We start from the raw sequence: 18082 nt of genomic DNA on the forward strand, positions 1-18082 counted from the left end.
CCTTTTTCGTGCGTACTTTCGAGGGTGCGGAGCGGGGGTGGAACATCGGGATCCCGCTCCCGGAAAAGGGGAGAGCTGTGTCCATCATCGAGACCGACGCCGTACTGCACGAGGCCCACCGTGACAACCACACCCACCGTGACGTCAACGGCGGCTGGCTGCGGCCCGCGGTCTTCGGTGCCATGGACGGGCTCGTCTCCAACCTCGCCCTGATGACGGGTGTCGCCGGCGGGGCGGTCTCCCACCAGACCATCGTGATCACGGGCATGGCCGGACTCGCGGCCGGCGCGTTCTCCATGGCGGCGGGGGAGTACACCTCGGTGGCCTCGCAGCGTGAACTGGTCGAGGCCGAGCTCGACGTCGAGCGCCGTGAACTGCGCAAGCACCCCAAGGACGAGATGGCGGAGCTCGCCGCGCTGTACGAGTCGCGCGGCGTCGAGCCCGCCCTCGCCCAGGAGGTCGCGCGGCAGCTCTCCAGGGACCCGGAACAGGCCCTGGAGATCCACGCCCGCGAGGAGCTCGGCATCGACCCCGGCGACCTGCCCTCGCCGCTCGTCGCCGCCGTCTCCTCCTTCGGAGCCTTCGCGCTGGGCGCCCTGCTGCCCGTGCTGCCCTACCTCCTCGGCGCGACCCAGCTGTGGCCCGCCGTGCTGCTCGCCCTCGCCGGGCTGTTCGGGTGCGGCGCGGTGGTCGCCCGGGTGACGGCGCGGAGCTGGTGGTTCAGCGGGCTGCGTCAGCTCGTGCTCGGCGGCGCCGCCGCCGCGATCACGTACGGCCTGGGCACCCTCTTCGGCGTGGCCGTCGGCTGACCTGACGCCGGTACGGCACCCCACGGCACGGCACCCGGGAAGCCCCGGGTGCCGTGCCGTGTTGCACGGGTGTGACGTACGTCTTGGCGCACGTCACTGGGCGGATGGGGTGAGCGCACCTTAAAGTGAGACGCTATGCAGTGCTACACATAAGTAGCCGTTACTCGGCGGTTTCGATTCCATGACCGCTGGGCAAGAGCCGTAGACACCGCGGGCAACGACGCCTGCTCTCTGCGGTCTCCCCGGACAGTGATCCACAAGGATTCGTTCGATCATGACCCACCCGCACCACGGCTCCGTGGTGTCCGCATGGTGGAACGGACTATTCGCTTTTTGAGAAGCGTTCCATCATGTAACCTGCACGAAATTTCGCAGAGGGCCAGCGTCGTCCCTCGGCACAGCACATGCCACGACGACGACGGGAGAGCCGATGCGTTCCGACGCCTGGTCGCCCATGGACGGTCGCCCCGCCCAGCAGGGGATGTACGACCCCCGTAACGAGCACGACGCCTGTGGCGTCGGGTTCGTGGCCACTCTGACCGGTGTGGCCAGCCATGAGCTGGTCGAGCAGGCGCTGACCGTACTGCGCAACCTCGAACACCGCGGCGCCACAGGATCCGAGCCCGACTCGGGTGACGGCGCCGGCATCCTGCTTCAGGTTCCGGACGCCTTCCTGCGGGAAGAGGTCACGTTCGAGCTCCCCGAGGCCGGCTCCTACGCCGTGGGTATCGCCTTCCTGCCGGCCGACGACTCCACCGGCGCCGTCCAGCGGATCGAGAAGATCGCCGCGGAGGAGGGCCTCGACGTCCTCGGCTGGCGCGCGGTCCCCGTCACGCCGGAGATCCTCGGCAACGGCGCCCGCGCCGTCATGCCCGAGTTCCGCCAGCTGATCGTCGCCGACGGCACGAGCACCGGCATCGCGCTGGACCGCAAGGCCTTCGTCCTGCGCAAGCGCGCCGAGCGTGAGGCCGGGGTGTACTTCCCCTCGCTCTCCGCACGCACGATCGTCTACAAGGGCATGCTCACCACCGGGCAGCTGGAGCCGTTCTTCCCGGACCTCTCCGACCGCCGCTTCGCCACCACGGTCGCGCTGGTCCACTCCCGCTTCTCGACCAACACCTTCCCCAGCTGGCCGCTCGCCCACCCGTACCGCTTCGTCGCGCACAACGGCGAGATCAACACGGTCAAGGGCAACCGCAACTGGATGAAGGCCCGCGAGTCCCAGCTCGCCTCCAGCCTCTTCGGCGCGGAGAGCCTGGAGCGGATCTTCCCCGTCTGCACGCCGGACGCCTCCGACTCGGCCTCCTTCGACGAGGTCCTGGAGCTGCTCCACCTCGGCGGCCGCTCGCTGCCGCACTCGGTGCTGATGATGGTCCCCGAGGCGTGGGAGAACCACGCCTCCATGGACCCGGCCCGCCGCGCCTTCTACCAGTACCACTCCACGATGATGGAGCCCTGGGACGGCCCGGCCTGCGTCACCTTCACCGACGGCACCCAGGTCGGCGCGGTCCTCGACCGCAACGGTCTGCGCCCCGGCCGCTACTGGGTCACCGACGACGGCCTCGTCGTCCTGTCCTCCGAGGTCGGCGTCCTGGACATCGACCCCTCCAAGGTCGTCCGCAAGGGCCGCCTCCAGCCCGGCAAGATGTTCCTCGTCGACACCGCCGAGCACCGCATCATCGAGGACGACGAGATCAAGGCGTCCCTGGCCGCCGAGAACCCGTACTCCGAATGGCTGGAGACGGGCGAGATCGAGCTCGAGGACCTCCCCGAGCGCGAGCACATCGTCCACACCCACGCCTCGGTCACCCGCCGCCAGCAGACCTTCGGCTACACCGAGGAGGAGCTCCGCGTCCTCCTCGCCCCGATGGCCCGCACCGCCGGCGAGCCCCTCGGCTCCATGGGCACCGACTCGCCGATCGCCGCGCTCTCCGAGCGCCCCCGGCTGCTCTTCGACTACTTCACCCAGCTCTTCGCGCAGGTCACCAACCCGCCGCTGGACGCCATCCGCGAGGAGCTCGTCACCTCGCTGCGCTCCACGCTCGGTCCCCAGGGCAACATCCTGGAGCCCACCCCCGCCGCGTGCCGCGCCGTCACGCTGCCCTTCCCGGTGATCGACAACGACGAGCTGGCCAAGCTCATACACATCAACGCCGACGGCGACATGCCGGGCATGAAGGCCGCGACCCTGTCCGGTCTCTACCGCGTCAGCGGCGGCGGCGACGCCCTCGCCGCCCGGATCGAGCAGATCACCACCGAGGTCGACGCCGCCATAGAGGACGGCGCCCGCCTCATCGTCCTGTCCGACCGGCACTCCGACGCCGAGCACGCGCCGATCCCCTCGCTGCTGCTCACCTCGGCCGTCCACCACCACCTCATCCGCACCAAGCAGCGCACCCAGGTGGGGCTGCTGGTCGAGGCCGGAGACGTCCGCGAGGTCCACCACGTCGCCCTGCTCATCGGGTACGGCGCCGCCGCCGTCAACCCCTACCTCGCGATGGAGTCCGTCGAGGACCTCGTCCGCGCCGGTACGTTCATCGAGGGCATCGAGCCCGAGCTGGCCATCCGCAACCTGATCTACGCCCTCGGCAAGGGCGTCCTGAAGGTCATGTCGAAGATGGGCATCTCGACCGTCGCCTCCTACCGCGGCGCCCAGGTCTTCGAGGCCGTCGGCCTCGACGAGGCCTTCGTCGCCACGTACTTCAACGGCACCGCCACCAAGATCGGCGGCGCCGGACTCGACGTCGTCGCCAAGGAGGTCGCCGCCCGCCACGCCAAGGCGTACCCCGCCTCCGGCATCTCCGCCTCGCACCGTGCGCTGGAGATCGGCGGCGAGTACCAGTGGCGCCGCGAGGGCGAGCCGCACCTGTTCGACCCGGAGACGGTCTTCCGCCTCCAGCACGCCACCCGCAACCGCCGGTACGACATCTTCAAGAAGTACACCGGCCGGGTCAACGAGCAGTCCGAGCGCCTCATGACGCTCCGCGGGCTCTTCGGCTTCAAGAGCGGCCGCGAGCCGATCTCCATCGACGAGGTCGAGTCCGCCGCCGAGATCGTCAAGCGCTTCTCCACCGGCGCCATGTCGTACGGCTCCATCTCCCAGGAGGCGCACGAGACCCTCGCCATCGCCATGAACCAGCTGGGCGGCAAGTCCAACACCGGTGAGGGCGGCGAGGACGCCGAGCGGCTGTACGACCCGGCGCGGCGCTCGTCCATCAAGCAGGTCGCCTCCGGCCGCTTCGGTGTGACCAGCGAGTACCTGGTCAACGCGGACGACATCCAGATCAAGATGGCGCAGGGCGCCAAGCCCGGCGAGGGCGGCCAGCTGCCAGGCCACAAGGTCTACCCCTGGGTCGCCAAGACCCGGCACTCCACCCCGGGCGTCGGCCTCATCTCGCCGCCCCCGCACCACGACATCTACTCCATCGAGGACCTGGCTCAGCTGATCCACGACCTCAAGAACGCCAACCCGGCGGCCCGCATCCACGTGAAGCTGGTCTCCGAGGTCGGCGTCGGCACGGTCGCGGCCGGTGTGTCCAAGGCCCACGCGGACGTCGTCCTCATCTCCGGCCACGACGGCGGCACGGGCGCCTCCCCGCTCACCTCGCTCAAGCACGCGGGCGGACCCTGGGAGCTCGGCCTCGCCGAGACCCAGCAGACGCTGCTGCTCAACGGCCTGCGCGACCGCATCGTCGTCCAGACCGACGGCCAGCTCAAGACCGGCCGCGACGTCGTCATCGCCGCGCTGCTGGGCGCCGAGGAGTTCGGTTTCGCGACCGCGCCGCTCGTCGTCTCCGGCTGCGTCATGATGCGCGTCTGCCACCTCGACACCTGCCCCGTCGGCATCGCCACGCAGAACCCCGTCCTGCGTGACCGCTTCTCCGGCAAGGCCGAGTACATCGTCAACTTCTTCGAGTTCATCGCCGAGGAGGTCCGCGAGATCCTCGCGGAGCTGGGCTTCCGCTCGATCGAGGAGGCCGTCGGCCACGCCGAACTCCTCGACACCGACCGGGCCGTCACCCACTGGAAGGCACAGGGCCTCGACCTGGCGCCCCTCTTCCACGTGCCCGAACTGCCCGAGGGCGCGGTGCGCCACCAGATCGCCGAGCAGGACCACGGACTGTCCAAGGCCCTCGACAACGAGCTGATCAAGCTCGCCGCCGACGCCCTCGGCGCCGACAGCGCCGAAGCCGCCCAGCCCGTCCGGGCCCAGATCGCGATCCGCAACATCAACCGCACCGTCGGCACGATGCTCGGACACGAGGTCACCAAGAAGTTCGGCGGTGCGGGCCTGCCCGACGACACCATCGACATCACCTTCACCGGCTCCGCCGGCCAGTCCTTCGGCGCCTTCGTGCCGCGCGGCGTGACGCTGCGCCTGGAGGGCGACGCCAACGACTACGTCGGCAAGGGCCTCTCCGGCGGTCGCGTCATCGTCCGCCCCGACCGCGGCGCCGACCACCTCGCCGAGTACTCCACCATCGCCGGCAACACCATCGGCTACGGTGCGACCGGCGGCGAGCTGTTCCTCCGCGGCCGGACCGGCGAGCGCTTCTGCGTCCGCAACTCCGGTGCCACGGTCGTCTCGGAAGGCGTGGGCGACCACGGCTGCGAGTACATGACCGGTGGTCACGCGGTCGTCCTCGGCGAGACCGGACGCAACTTCGCCGCAGGCATGTCGGGCGGCGTCGCGTACGTCATCGACCTCGACCTCGACAACGTCAACACGGGCAACATCGGCGCCGTCGAGACGCTCGACAGCACCGACGAGCAGTGGCTGCACGACGTCGTGCGCCGCCACCAGGAGGAGACCGGATCCACGGTCGCCGAGAAGCTGCTGGCCGACTGGGACTCCGCCGTCGCCCGCTTCAGCAAGATCATCCCGTCCACCTACAAGGCAGTGCTCGCCGCCAAGGACGCCGCTGAGCTCGCCGGTCTCTCCGAGCAGGAGACCACCGAGAAGATGATGGAGGCGGCGACCAATGGCTGACCCCAAGGGCTTCCTGACCACCGGACGCGAGGTCGCCAAGACCCGTCCCGTCGCCGAGCGTGTGAAGGACTGGAACGAGGTCTACGTTCCGGGTTCGCTGCTCCCGATCATCAGCAAGCAGGCCGGCCGCTGCATGGACTGCGGCATCCCGTTCTGCCACAACGGCTGTCCCCTCGGAAACCTCATCCCCGAGTGGAACGACTACGCCTACCGTGAGGACTGGTCGGCCGCGTCCGAGCGCCTGCACGCCACGAACAACTTCCCGGAGTTCACGGGCCGCCTGTGCCCCGCTCCCTGCGAGTCGGCGTGCGTCCTCGGCATCAACCAGCCGGCCGTCACCATCAAGAACGTCGAAGTCAGCATCATCGACAAGGCGTGGGACAGCGGCGACGTCACCCCGCAGCCGCCCGAGCGCCTCTCCGGCAAGACCGTCGCCGTCATCGGCTCCGGCCCGGCGGGACTCGCCGCGGCCCAGCAGCTGACCCGGGCCGGTCACACCGTCGCCGTCTTCGAGCGCGCGGACCGTATCGGGGGCCTGCTGCGCTACGGCATCCCCGAGTTCAAGATGGAGAAGTCGCACATCAACCGCCGCATCGAGCAGATGCGCGCGGAGGGCACCAAGTTCCGTACGGAGGTGGAGATCGGCAAGGACATCGACGCCGCCAAGCTCCGCCGCCGTTACGACGCGGTCGTCATCGCCGCCGGTGCCACCGTCTCCCGCGACCTGCCCGTCCCGGGCCGCGAGCTGAACGGCGTGCACTTCGCGATGGAGTACCTCCCGCTCGCCAACAAGGTGCAGGAGGGCGACCTCACGGTCTCCCCGATCACCGCCGAGGGCAAGCACGTCGTCGTCATCGGCGGCGGCGACACCGGCGCCGACTGCGTGGGCACCGCGCACCGTCAGGGCGCGGCCTCCGTCACCCAGCTGGAGATCATGCCGCAGCCGGGCGCGGAGCGTAACGCCAACCAGCCCTGGCCGACCTTCCCGATGCTCTACAAGGTCACCTCCGCGCACGAGGAGGGCGGCGAGCGGATCTACTCCGTCTCCACCACCCACTTCGAGGGCGACGAGGACGGCAACGTGCAGTCCCTGCACCTCATCGAGGTGGAGTTCAAGGACGGCAAGCTGGAGCAGAAGGCCGGCACCGAGCGGGTCATCCCGGCCCAGCTCGTCACCCTGGCCATGGGCTTCACCGGCACCGACCAGGCCAACGGTCTCGTCCAGCAGTTCGGCCTCGAACTCGACGAGCGCGGTAACATCGCGCGCGACGAGAACTACGCGACCAACGTCGACGGCGTCTACGTCGCCGGTGACGCGGGCCGTGGCCAGTCGCTCATCGTCTGGGCCATCGCCGAGGGCCGCTCCGCGGCGCGCGGCGTGGACCGCTTCCTCACCGGGGCCAGCGCACTGCCCGCCCCGATCCGCCCGACGGACCGTTCCCTGATGGTCTGATCCGCGGCACACAGACGTCCCGTACAACGGCGTACGGAACTGAACGCGGCGCCCGCCTCGTCCCCGACCGGACCAGGGCGGGCGCTGCGGCGTGTCCGGGGACGCACACCCGGGGCCTACGGGCCGGCCTCACCGCCGGCGGCCACGCGCAGGGGCCGCCCCGCGACGCGGAGCGGCCCCTCACGGACGTACGGCCCCTCAGGCCTGACCGGTCAGCGCGGCGGTCCGTACGGCCACCACCACGGCCAGCAGCGCCACCAGCGCGACACCGCCGGCCAGCTGGGCCGGAGAGGTCCTCAACTTCGCCGGGGCGTACGCCAGTCCGTAGGTCACCAGGCCCCCCGTGAGCAGACCGCCCAGATGGCCCTCCCACGAGGTGAACGCCGCGGAGATCACCATCCACAGCAGGAACCCGGCCATGAAGCGGTTGACCGGCCGCATGTCCCGGCCCAGACGCCTGTTGATGACGTAGAAGGACGCCGCCAGGCCGAAGATCGCCCCCGACGCGCCGACCGCCGTCGTCTCCGGCGACACCAGATACACCAGCACCGAACCGCCCACCGCGGACAGCAGGTACAGCGCCAGGTACCGGGCCCGGCCCAGCTGGCCCTCCACGACGCGGCCGAGGTTCCACAGCGCGAGCATGTTGAAGACCAGGTGCATCACACCGAACGACGAGTCGGGCGGCAGATGCAGGAAGGCGCCGGTCACCAGCCGGTACCACTCACCGTCGGCCACCCCGGTCAGCTCGAATCCGGGATACACCCCGCCCTCGTAGTAGTACTGCCCGCCCGCCGGGTCGACCAGCACCGCGCCGAGCATCCCGAACCGGTCCACCGTCTCGGCACGGACCACCTCGACGACGTACGCCACGATGTTCAGCGCCATCAGCACGTACGTCACCAGGGGAGTCGCCGCGCTCGGCACCGCCCCGCCGAACAGCGAGCGGGCCTGCCGCACCGAGCGCTGCCCCTCCTTCACGCACTCCACGCAGTGATGGCCGACGGCGGCCTCGCGCATGCAGTCGGGGCAGATGTAGCGGTCGCAGCGGGTGCAGCGCACATACGTCTCGTACGACGGGTGGCGGTAACACGTGGTGGCGGCGGCCTCCATGGCCGGCTCCTTCATTCGTGGACGGGCAGGAGGGGCGGCCGCTGGGGCGGCGGCAGCTCAAGATAGCGAACCGCCCCCCGCCGCGGCACACCTGGGGGCGAACCCGGTGGCACACCCCGAACTCCCCTCGGGGCAGGGGCGGAAGCCCGCGCACGGAGCGGGGCCGCCCGGCCGGACCGCCCACCCCGGAGGCACCACGTGCGGGACCGTTCGGCGCCGATCCGGGGACACGCGGCAAAGCACGACAGAAGATGTCCTGATTACGGGGTTCGATGGCACCCATGACATCGAGCACGCCACCCAGCTCCTGGCAGGACTTCCGTGCGGCGGAGCCGGACTTCGCCGACACCGTGCAGAAGCGGTTCCAGCTGTACAAGCACCACGTCCTCGCGACCCTGCGCAAGGACGGCTCCCCCCGGGTCACCGGCCTGGAGGTCGAGTTCCGGATGGACACCCTGTGGTTCGGCATGATGCCCAACTCCCGCAAGGCGCTCGACCTGCGACGCGACCCGCGCTTCGCCGTCCAGGCCAACCCGGGCCCGGACGCCGAGATGGCCGACGGCGACATCCGGGTCTCCGGCCTGGCGGTGGAGATCACCGACCCCGCCGTACGCGCCCGCTTCGTCCAGGAGGTGAGCCCGCCCGAGCCCTTCCTCCTCTTCCGCGCGGACCCCGCCGAGGTCGTCCGCACCGCGCTCGACGGCGACGACATCGTCCTGCAGGTGTGGCGTCCCGGCGCACCGCTGCGCACCCTGCGCAGAAGGGGCGACGAGAGCCCGGTCCGCGAGTCGTGACGCCCTGACCTGCGGCCACGCGGTTCTGGCGGCCCGCGGCCGGGCGGACAATGGGGGAGTGCCTACCAAGAAGAAGCCCGCGGCGTCCTCCCGGCCGGGCCGCCGCCCCGAACTGCTCGCCGTCGCGGCGGAGGTCTTCGCCGCGCAGGGGTACGACGCCACCACCGTCCGCGGGATCGCGGACGAGGCGGGGATGCTCGCCGGCAGCCTCTACCACCACTTCGATTCGAAGGAATCGATGGTCGACGAGATCCTCTCCACCTTCCTGGACGGGCTCCGGAACGCGTACGACACCGTGCTCGGCTCCGGACTCGCCCCGCGCGAGACGCTCGAAGCCCTCGTCACCGAGTCCTTCCGGCAGATCGGCCGCAACCCCGCCGCCGCCGCGATCTACCGGACCGAGGCGGCCCACCTCGCCACCCGCCCCGGCTTCGGCTACCTCGCCGAAGCCCAGCCGTTCTTCGAGGACGCCTGGCACCGCACGCTGGAGCGCGGCGTCGCCGACCGGACGCTCAGCGCGGGCCCCGACCTCCGGCTGACCGCCCGCTTCATCGGTGACGCGGTCTGGGGTGCGGCCTCCTGGTACCGGCCCGGCGGCGGACACGACCCCGCCGACCTCGCCCGCGCGGCCCTCGCCCTCCTGCTGGACGGCCTCGCGCCGCGCGGCTGACCCCGTCCGGAGCGAGGGCCGTCCGAAGGGGCCCCGGGGACCCGCACCGGCGCGCGGGCACCCGTACGGCGTAACGCCACTGCGTGGATCAGGCCGTGCCGCCCTGCTTCCGGCCCCGGCGTGGAGCGGGCGCGGGTGTGGCGTTCGGGTGAATCCGCCCGGCCGCCGCGCAGCTCCCGCCGGGCCCTCGCGACGCGCCTCGCCGGCGAGGGGTGGAGCCCCGTCCGCCCTTGGGGGAACTGCCCGGGGGCCCTGCGCGAACGTGAGGGGACACGGCGGTGAACAGCCCCCGCGACCGCGCACCCGGGCGGAAGTCTCCGGCGCTCCGGTGCGAAGTGATCTGCCGCTCCGCGACGGAACGTGCTACGGTTGCCCAGTTGCAGTTTTGGTACCCATGAACTTTATGTGCGCCTGACGGGAACCCTCCATCAGGCGCTTTATTGTTTTCCGGCTTTCTCCGGATGGGGCTCAATGCGGCGACTTGGAATTCGTAAAGTGCGGATTTCCGGCACTGCACCTCTTTTAGGAGAATGACATGGCTACTGGAACCGTGAAGTGGTTCAACTCGGAAAAGGGCTTCGGCTTCATCGAGCAGGACGGCGGCGGCGCCGACGTCTTCGCCCACTACTCCAACATCGCCACCCAGGGCTTCCGTGAGCTCCAGGAGGGCCAGAAGGTCTCCTTCGACGTCACGCAGGGCCAGAAGGGCCCGCAGGCGGAGAACATCGTCCCGGCCTAATCTCCGGACGCGTACCTCGCAACCGGGGCCCGCACCGCAAGGTGCGGGCCCCGGTTTGTGCTGTTTCCGGCTCGTCCGGCCCCCGTCCCGGCCTCTCGCCGGGACACCTGCTCTGTGCATGCATCCTGGGGCGCACATCGAGCAGTCCGCAGCAGGCGGCAGAGAACACCCAAGCAATCCCAGGAATCCCCCAGGAGGGCAATTCCGTATGACCCGCTCCGAACGCCAGGACCGACCGACCCGCAACCGCCCCGCCCGAGGGCGCGGTACGGACCGGACGCAGGCGACGAACACCCGTGGCTCCGGCAAGGCACCCGCCCGCCGCAGGCCCGCGCCCGCGCAGGGCGGCGAATTCGCCCTGCCCGAGACGATGACCCCCGCGCTGCCCGCCGTCGAGGCGTTCGCCGAGCTGGACATGCCCGCCGCGCTGCTGAAGACCCTCGCGGCCCAGGGCGTGACCGACCCCTTCCCCATCCAGGGCGCCACCCTGCCGAACTCGCTGGCCGGCCGGGACATCCTCGGCCGTGGCCGCACCGGCTCGGGCAAGACCCTGGCCTTCGGCCTGGCCCTGCTCGCCCGCACCGCCGGACGCCGCTCCGAGCCGCACGCCCCGCTGGCGCTCGTCCTCGTCCCCACCCGTGAGCTCGCCCAGCAGGTCACCGACGCGCTGACCCCGTACGCCACCGCCGTGAACCTGCGCGTCGCCACCGTCGTGGGCGGCATGTCGATCAGCAGGCAGTCCGGCGCGCTGCGCCGCGGCGCCGAGGTGCTCGTCGCCACCCCCGGCCGGCTGAAGGACCTCATCGAGCGCGGCGACTGCCGCCTCGACCAGGTCGCGATCACGGTCCTCGACGAGGCCGACCAGATGGCCGACATGGGCTTCATGCCGCAGGTCGTCGCGCTGCTCAAGCAGGTCGAGCCCGACGGGCAGCGGATGCTCTTCTCCGCCACCCTCGACAAGAACATCGACCGGCTGGTCAAGATGTTCCTCACCGACCCCGTCGTGCACTCGGTCGACCCCTCCGCCGGCGCCGTCACCACCATGGAGCACCACGTGCTCCACGTGGCCGACGAGACCGACAAGAAGGCCGTCGCCACCCGCATCGCCGCCCGCGAGGGCCGCGTGATCATGTTCGTGGACACCAAGCGCGCCGCCGACCGCTTCGCCAAGCGGCTCCTCGCCAGCGGCGTACGGGCAGCGGCCCTGCACGGCGGCCGGTCCCAGCCGCAGCGCAACCGCACGCTGGACCAGTTCAAGAACGGCCAGGTCACCGCCCTCGTCGCGACGAACGTGGCGGCCCGTGGCATCCACATCGACGACCTGGACCTGGTCGTCAACGTGGACCCGCCGACCGACCACAAGGACTACCTCCACCGCGGCGGGCGCACGGCGCGCGCCGGGGAGTCCGGCAGCGTCGTCACGCTCGTGCTGCCCGACGAGAAGCGCGACATGACCCGGCTGATGCAGGACGCGGGCATCGCGCCGCGCACCACCCGGATCAAGTCCAGCGACGAGGAGCTCAGCAAGATCACGGGGGCCCGTGAGCCGTCCGGTGTCGCGGTCGTCATAGAGGTGCCCCAGCCCACGCAGCCCAAGCCGCGTACGCGCGGCACGGGCAACGGCTCGGGCGCCGGCACCGGCGGGTCCTTCCGCTCCGGCAGCCGCGGCCGTGGACGTCGCGGTGGCACGGGCGCCGCCCCGGCCGCCGCACAGGGCAACGGCGCGACCCGCTCAGGCGCAGGCGGTGGCACGCGCGGCGGTGCGGCGCGCGGTGGCGCCGGCGGTGCGGGCACGTCGGGCCGTGCGGCCGGGGCCGGCCGCGCCGGTGGCAGCGGGCGCGGCAGCGCGCCCGGGCGTGGCCGCCGGGCCGCCTAGCCCAGAGGTGCGGTGACCGGCCCGGGCCGGCCACCGCACCTGGCGCCCCACCGCCGATCCGGGCTCACCGTCCGGGCCGGGGGTGCGGGCGCCTACGCGTATCCGCTGGAGTCCCCGCCCGGCTCCGCGCCGTGCCCGGGCCCCTCGCGCCCGTCCTCGTACCCGTCCAGCACCCGCGCCGCGGCCTCGGCGGGCACCGGGGCCCCAGTCCGTACGAGCTCACGCAGCAGCGGCACCGCCCGCTCGGCGAACGGCCGCGGATCCGTGTGGAACCCGAGCCGCGCCAGCACCTCCACCCCGAACGTCTGCCGCAACGGATCCTCGCTCGCCGTCCAGGCCGCAGCCGCCTGGAAGGTCTCCTCGTCGCCGCGCTGCCCCAGCGCGCCCACCGCCACCAGCCAGTTGTCCGTCCCCGGGCCGCCACCCCGCAGCGCCCTGGCCGCCAGCTCCTCGAACGGAGCCCGCACCCCCAGCGCCTCCTCAAGGAGCGTCGCGATCGCCCCGTGACCCGTCTGCCGGTCCTGCGACGCGAACGGCACGCCGTCCCGCAGCAGTTCGACCGTGACGGTCACCCCGCCGTCCTGCGCCACGCGGTGCACCTCGTACGCATGGCCCTCGTCGCCGTACAGGTCCCGCAGCGCCCTCCGCAGCTCCTGTTCCACGTCCGACGCCAGCGCGCGCCGGGCCTCCTCCAGTGCGGGTGCCAGGGCGCGGGCGCCGTGGCGGAGCAGCGCCCGCACGGTCCGCACCGACCCCCGCCCGGCCGCGACCACCAGCGGGGCCTCACCGTGCGGACCGGGCAGGTCCGGATCCGCACCATGGGTCAGGAGCGTCTCCACCACCGTGGCATGACCGAGGCCCGCCGCCCAGCGCAGCGCCGTGAAGTCGAGATCCTCCCGCAGATCCGGCTCGGCCCCCGCCGCCAGCAGAGCCTCGGCCACCTCCACGTGGCCACCGCAGGCCGCCCCGCACAACGGCAGGTCACCCTGGTCCGGGCCGCTCGCCCGGTTCGGGTCCGCGCCCGCCGCCAGCAGCAGCCGGACCGCCCCCGGAAGATCCTGCACGGACGCCAGATAGAGCGCGGTCGTGCCCTCCGCGTCGGCCGACTCGGCGGAGGCACCCGCACGGAGCGCCGCGATGACGGCGTTCTCGCCGTCGTACAACGCCTCGAAAAGGCTGTCGGCACCACCGACCGGACGATTCGTCATACACCGACCCTACGGCCACCGCCCGCGCGCCCTTCTCAGGTGTCGCACTCCAGGACCGTGCGGCACAGCCCGCACCTGGCCCGCGTCCTGCCGCGGACCGGCACACGGACGCGCTGGTGACAGGTGGGACACGAGAAGGAGACCCGCAACCCGTCCGGCCCCGACTCGAAGGCGTACGGGAGGGACGGGTCGTGGCCCGCCCCCGGGCGGTCCCTCGCCAGACGCCGGTCCTTGGCGTAGCGGCGCCGCCCCGCCCACCCCGTGGCGGTCAGCGGCGGCCGGTGCAGATCGCGCAACGCCTGCGCCCGGCCCCGGGTGTACGCGGTGTACGCCTGGGGGCTGGTGAACCACACCGACGGGTCCTCGTCGAAGACCATCGCGCGCTTGGCGAGTACATACCCGAACTCCTCGGGCGTGAGGTAGCCGAGCTTCTGGCTGGAGACCGCGTCCTGGCGGAAGGCGTCGAGCAGGAGCCAGCCCGCCCCGAGGTAGGCCGTCACGGTGTCGGTGAGGATCTCGTTGTCACGGGTGCCGGGGAGCTCCAGCCCCAGCCGGTGCAGCAGCACATGCGTGATCTCGTGCGCGAGCGCGGCCCCGATGTCCCGCCGGTGCGTGCGGAAGCGGTCGTTGAGCTCGACGAAGTACTCAGGCCCGGCCGTGAGCTCGACGCTCGCGGCGTGCTCCATCCGCCGGAAGCCCACGACGACACGGGCCTGCGGCAGTTGCAGATGCCGCACCAGCGCGCCCGCCACCCGCTGCGCGCCTGGATACAGGTCGTCCACGTCGGAGAAGGCCGCCTCCGCGGGGGAGAGGCTCGCGGCGTAGGAGCGCACACCCTCGGGGGAGAGGCGCCGGTACAGCGCCGTGATCGCGGACCGTACGGCGTCGAGATGCGGAAAACCGTGGACGACCGGACCACCCCCGCCACTTCCCTCGCTCACGTCCCCACCCCTCCGGCAGCCCTCGACGGACCTTCACTGTAGGCCCGGCCACCGGCACCGGGCGTGCTCCCGTGCGGGGCGCGGGGCACCCGCCCGCTCTCCCGCCCTCATCCGCCGCTCCGCGCGAGGGCCGCGGGCCTCCGCCCCGTCTCAGCCGGCGGGCAGCCCCGGGCCGAGCTCCACGAACAGCTCCCCCGCCTCCTCCAGCTCCAGTACCCACACCTCGTTGGCCCCCTCGCGCAGCACCGGCCCAGGGACGTACAGCGGGCGCCGGCGCCCCACCGACCAGTAGCGCCCCAGGCAGAAGCCGTTCACCCATACGAACCCCCGTGTCCAGCCCGGGAGTTCCAGGCCCGCGTGACCCGTATCCGCCGCGTCCGCCACCTCGAAGGACCCCCGGAACAGGCCCACCGGCCCCGCCTCCACGGCATCCCCGAACTCCACCCGGTCCACCGCTCCCGGCACGTCGAACGCGTCCAGACGCAGCGCCCGCGCCCGCACCCCGTGCAGGAACTGACGCTCGTGCAGCACCCCGCCCGTGACGCCCTTCGGCTCACCCAGCCGCGGCCCGTAGTTGACCCGGCCCAGCGACTCCACCCACAACTCCACCTCGGCCGGACCCGCCACCGGCACCTCCAGCGTGTGCTCCTCCTCCGTGAGCACCCCGGCGCGCACCCCGTCCACGTACACCAGAGCCCGGTCCCGCAGGCCCGTCACCGACAGCGGATACGCCTGCCGGGGCCCCGGCACATCCACCCGGTAACGCACCAGGCCACGATCCACACCCAGGTCCTCGAAGGTCGGCGGCACCCCGGACTCCTCCGTCTCCGGATCGCCCAGCGCCTCCAGCACGGCCGCCGGCGACGTACCCCGCGTCAACTCCACCCGCACGGGCCCGGGCAGCCCCACGGGCTCGGGCGGCAGCTCCGGCAGCGGTCCCTCCCGGTAGGCCGCCAGCACCTCCCGGAACAGCCAGAACTTCTCCGTGGCCCGCCCGTACTCGTCGACGGGAGCGCCGTAGTCGTACGACGTCACCGTCGGCATCAGCCGCCCGTCCTGCAGCGGACCCGAACGGTTCGCCCCCGACCACCCGGCGAAGTTCGTCCCCCCGTGCGCCATGTACACATTCACCGACGCCCCGCACTCCAGGATCTCCCGCAACTCCGCCGCCGTCGCCGCAGGGTCCCGTACCACCTGCTCACCACCCCAGTGCTCGAACCAGCCGCACCAGAACTCCATGCACATCAGCGGATCCCGGGGCCGGTGCCGGCGCAGCACCCCGAACGCCTCCCGCGCCCCCGACCCGAAGTTCGCCGTGGCCGGCAGACCCGGCACCGAACCGCCCGTCAGCATGTGGTCCTCCGGCCCGTCCGACGTGAACAGCGGCACCGTCACCCCGCACCGCCGCACGAGGTCCGCCAGCTCCTCCAGATGGACCCGGTCCGAGCCGTAACTCCCGTACTCGTTCTCCACCTGGACCATGACCACCGGGCCACCCGCCGTGACCTGCCGGCCCACCACCTGCGGCAGCAGCTCCCCGAACCACCGGCCCACGGCCGCGCCGTAGCCCGCGTCCCTCGTCCGCACCCGCCGCCCGAACCGCCCCGTCACCCAGGCCGGCAGGCCGCCGTTCTCCCACTCGGCACAGATGTACGGCCCCGGGCGCACGATCGCCCACAGCCCCGCCCGGCCCACCGCGTCCAGGAAACGGCCCAGCGCCCCCACGTCCCGGAACTCACCCGGCCGGGGCTCGTGGAGATTCCACGGCACGTACGTCTCCACACAGTTCAGCCCCATCGCCCGCAACATCGACAACCGGTGCCCCCACTGCGCCTCGTGCACCCGGAAGTAGTGCAACGCCCCCGACAGCAGCCGCACCGGCCGCCCGTCGAGCAGGAAGTGGTCGTCCTCCACGCCGAAGTCAGTCATCGTGCTCGTACGCTCCTGAGTGCGAGATCCCGTACCGGCTCTCAGCATCGCCCCGGGGCACACCCCGGTCCATGGAGAAAGATCACCGACAGTTGGACGCAACGCCCCGCGACGAGGTGACGCCGGTGCCCCGCACCTGGATGCGTTTCTTCACCCCCAGCCCCCGCCACCACCGCCTCGGCCTCGCCTGCCTCGGCGTGGGCCTCCAGCACGGCGCCCTGCCCACCGTCGGCCCCCGCACCCTGGACCACCACACCGCCGTCCTGATCAACACCGGCAGCGGCTGGATCACCGCCCCCGACGGGCGGCGCACAGCCGTCACGGCACCCAGCCTCATCTGGCTCACCCCCGGCACCCCCCACCACTACGGCGCCGACCCCACCGGCTGGGACGAGAGCTTCGTCGACTTCACGGGCCCCGCCACCACCACCTACACCGAACTGGGCTACATCGAACCCGACCGCCCCCTCGTCCCCCTCACCGGAACCGCCGGCCCTCGCGCCGCCATCAGCCGCATCGTGCGCGCCGCGCGCCCCGACAACCCCCTCCTCGAGGTCGAAGCGGGCGCCGCCCTGCACGAACTCCTCGTCGCCCTGCGCCGCGCACGCGCCGACACCGGCCCCGACGGCACACCCGTCCTCCAGGCCCTCGCCCGCGACGCCCTCCAGCCCCTCTCCCTGGCCGAGCACGCCGCACGCCACGGCATGACCCCCGCCGAACTGCGCGCCGCCGTGAAACGCGCCGCCGGATGCACCCCCAAGGACTACCTGCTGAACATCCGGCTCAGCCATGCCAAGGAACTGCTCGCCGCCACCGACCTGCCGGTCGCCGCCGTCGCACGCCGCGTCGGCTACGACGACCCCGCCTACTTCTCCCGCCTCTTCGCCCGCCGCGTCGGCACCGCCCCCGTGCGCTTCCGCGACCTGCAAGGACGCGGCGCCCCCGACAGCCGTCCCGACCCCGCACCCTGACCACGCCCCCCGGCAGCCGTGCTCCCCGGGCCGGCCGACGCCCGCACCCACCCGTCACCGGGCCACCACACCTGCGTCTAAGCTCGCTGACCATGACCACGAGCGACATCGACGCCTACGCCACCGCCGAACTGAACCGACTGCGCGAAAGCATCGACAACATCGACGCCGCAGTCGTCCACATGCTCGCCGAGCGCTTCAAGGCCACCCAGCAGGTCGGCCACCTCAAGGCCGAACACCACCTGCCGCCCGCCGACCCGGCCCGCGAAGCCCGCCAGATCGCCCGGCTGCGGCAGCTCGCCGAGAGCGCGAAGCTCGACCCCGCCTTCGCCGAGAAGCTCCTGAACTTCATCGTCGCCGAAGTCATCCGCCACCACGAGCGCATCGCCGAGGAGACGGCCGGCCCCGACGCCTGACGCCCCCGACAGCGTGCGGCGCCCCCGCCGCACGCGACCGGCCCCCCCCCCCCCCCCCCCGCCCCCCCCCCGGCGGCGGCCCCCCCCCCCCCCCCGCCGCCCCCCGCGCCCCCCCCCCCCCCGGGGCGCCGGCGGGCGGGCGCCAGGGGGGCCGGGGCCGGGGGGCCGCGCCC

Annotated in this window: 13 protein-coding genes; 9 read left to right on the top strand and 4 right to left on the bottom strand. The window is 72.2% G+C overall.

Features of this window, described 5'->3' with window-relative positions; translation table 11 throughout:
* The first annotated feature begins 77 nt into the window (after positions 1-77).
* The 3 genes from ACFY8O_RS11275 (at position 78) to ACFY8O_RS11285 (ending at position 7252) form a co-directional block, all read left to right on the top strand.
* Positions 78-809 carry a VIT1/CCC1 transporter family protein gene (locus tag ACFY8O_RS11275; RefSeq protein ID WP_145802253.1) on the top strand — a complete coding sequence of 244 codons (732 nt, stop codon included), beginning with the start codon at positions 78-80 and terminating at the stop codon, positions 807-809.
* Positions 810-1239: 430 nt separating this feature from the next.
* Positions 1240-5799, top strand: a complete 4560-nt coding sequence (gene gltB / locus ACFY8O_RS11280) for a glutamate synthase large subunit (RefSeq protein ID WP_387900718.1) — start codon at positions 1240-1242, stop codon at positions 5797-5799.
* A complete protein-coding gene (locus ACFY8O_RS11285; RefSeq protein WP_145802258.1) occupies positions 5792-7252 on the top strand; it encodes a glutamate synthase subunit beta in 1461 nt (486 codons plus the stop codon). The genes gltB and ACFY8O_RS11285 overlap by 8 nt, the downstream gene beginning before the upstream one ends.
* A 198-nt stretch (positions 7253-7450) precedes the next feature.
* On the opposite strand, the gene ACFY8O_RS11290 is transcribed toward ACFY8O_RS11285, so the two are convergent.
* Complete coding sequence (locus tag ACFY8O_RS11290; protein ID WP_145802260.1) at positions 7451-8365, bottom strand: rhomboid family intramembrane serine protease; 915 nt, start codon at positions 8363-8365, stop codon at positions 7451-7453.
* Positions 8366-8637: 272 nt separating this feature from the next.
* Between ACFY8O_RS11290 and ACFY8O_RS11295 the strand changes: the two genes are divergently transcribed.
* The 4 genes from ACFY8O_RS11295 to ACFY8O_RS11310 all read left to right on the top strand — a co-directional run bounded on the left by ACFY8O_RS11295 (position 8638) and on the right by ACFY8O_RS11310 (position 12444).
* Positions 8638-9159 carry a pyridoxamine 5'-phosphate oxidase family protein gene (locus ACFY8O_RS11295; protein WP_145802262.1) on the top strand — a complete coding sequence of 174 codons (522 nt, stop codon included), beginning with the start codon at positions 8638-8640 and terminating at the stop codon, positions 9157-9159.
* A 58-nt stretch (positions 9160-9217) separates the two neighbouring features.
* Complete coding sequence (locus ACFY8O_RS11300) at positions 9218-9829, top strand: TetR/AcrR family transcriptional regulator (RefSeq protein ID WP_387900720.1); 612 nt, start codon at positions 9218-9220, stop codon at positions 9827-9829.
* A gap of 535 nt (positions 9830-10364) precedes the next feature.
* Entirely contained in the window at positions 10365-10568 is a 204-nt protein-coding gene (locus ACFY8O_RS11305) for a cold-shock protein (RefSeq protein WP_015607926.1), read from the top strand.
* 208 nt (positions 10569-10776) lie between these two features.
* Positions 10777-12444, top strand: a complete 1668-nt coding sequence (locus ACFY8O_RS11310) for a DEAD/DEAH box helicase (RefSeq protein WP_387900721.1) — start codon at positions 10777-10779, stop codon at positions 12442-12444.
* A 92-nt stretch (positions 12445-12536) separates the two neighbouring features.
* On the opposite strand, the gene ACFY8O_RS11315 is transcribed toward ACFY8O_RS11310, so the two are convergent.
* The 3 genes from ACFY8O_RS11315 to ACFY8O_RS11325 form a co-directional block, all read right to left on the bottom strand.
* A complete protein-coding gene (locus ACFY8O_RS11315) occupies positions 12537-13652 on the bottom strand; it encodes an ankyrin repeat domain-containing protein (RefSeq protein WP_387900723.1) in 1116 nt (371 codons plus the stop codon).
* 35 nt (positions 13653-13687) lie between these two features.
* A complete protein-coding gene (locus ACFY8O_RS11320; protein ID WP_387900725.1) occupies positions 13688-14593 on the bottom strand; it encodes a hypothetical protein in 906 nt (301 codons plus the stop codon).
* A 150-nt stretch (positions 14594-14743) separates the two neighbouring features.
* Positions 14744-16522, bottom strand: coding sequence for a glycoside hydrolase family 35 protein (locus ACFY8O_RS11325; RefSeq protein ID WP_387900726.1), 1779 nt, complete (start codon positions 16520-16522; stop codon positions 14744-14746).
* A 125-nt stretch (positions 16523-16647) separates the two neighbouring features.
* Here ACFY8O_RS11325 and ACFY8O_RS11330 point away from each other — a divergent pair, with 125 nt between their 5' ends.
* Positions 16648-17493 (top strand): helix-turn-helix transcriptional regulator, encoded by an 846-nt coding sequence (locus ACFY8O_RS11330; protein WP_387901115.1) that lies wholly within the window; start codon positions 16648-16650, stop codon positions 17491-17493.
* A 92-nt stretch (positions 17494-17585) separates the two neighbouring features.
* Positions 17586-17909 (top strand): chorismate mutase, encoded by a 324-nt coding sequence (locus ACFY8O_RS11335; protein ID WP_145802271.1) that lies wholly within the window; start codon positions 17586-17588, stop codon positions 17907-17909.
* The last annotated feature ends 173 nt before the right edge of the window (positions 17910-18082 follow it).

The organism is Streptomyces argenteolus (assembly GCF_042902585.1).
Classification (GTDB): Bacteria; Actinomycetota; Actinomycetes; order Streptomycetales; family Streptomycetaceae; genus Streptomyces; species Streptomyces argenteolus.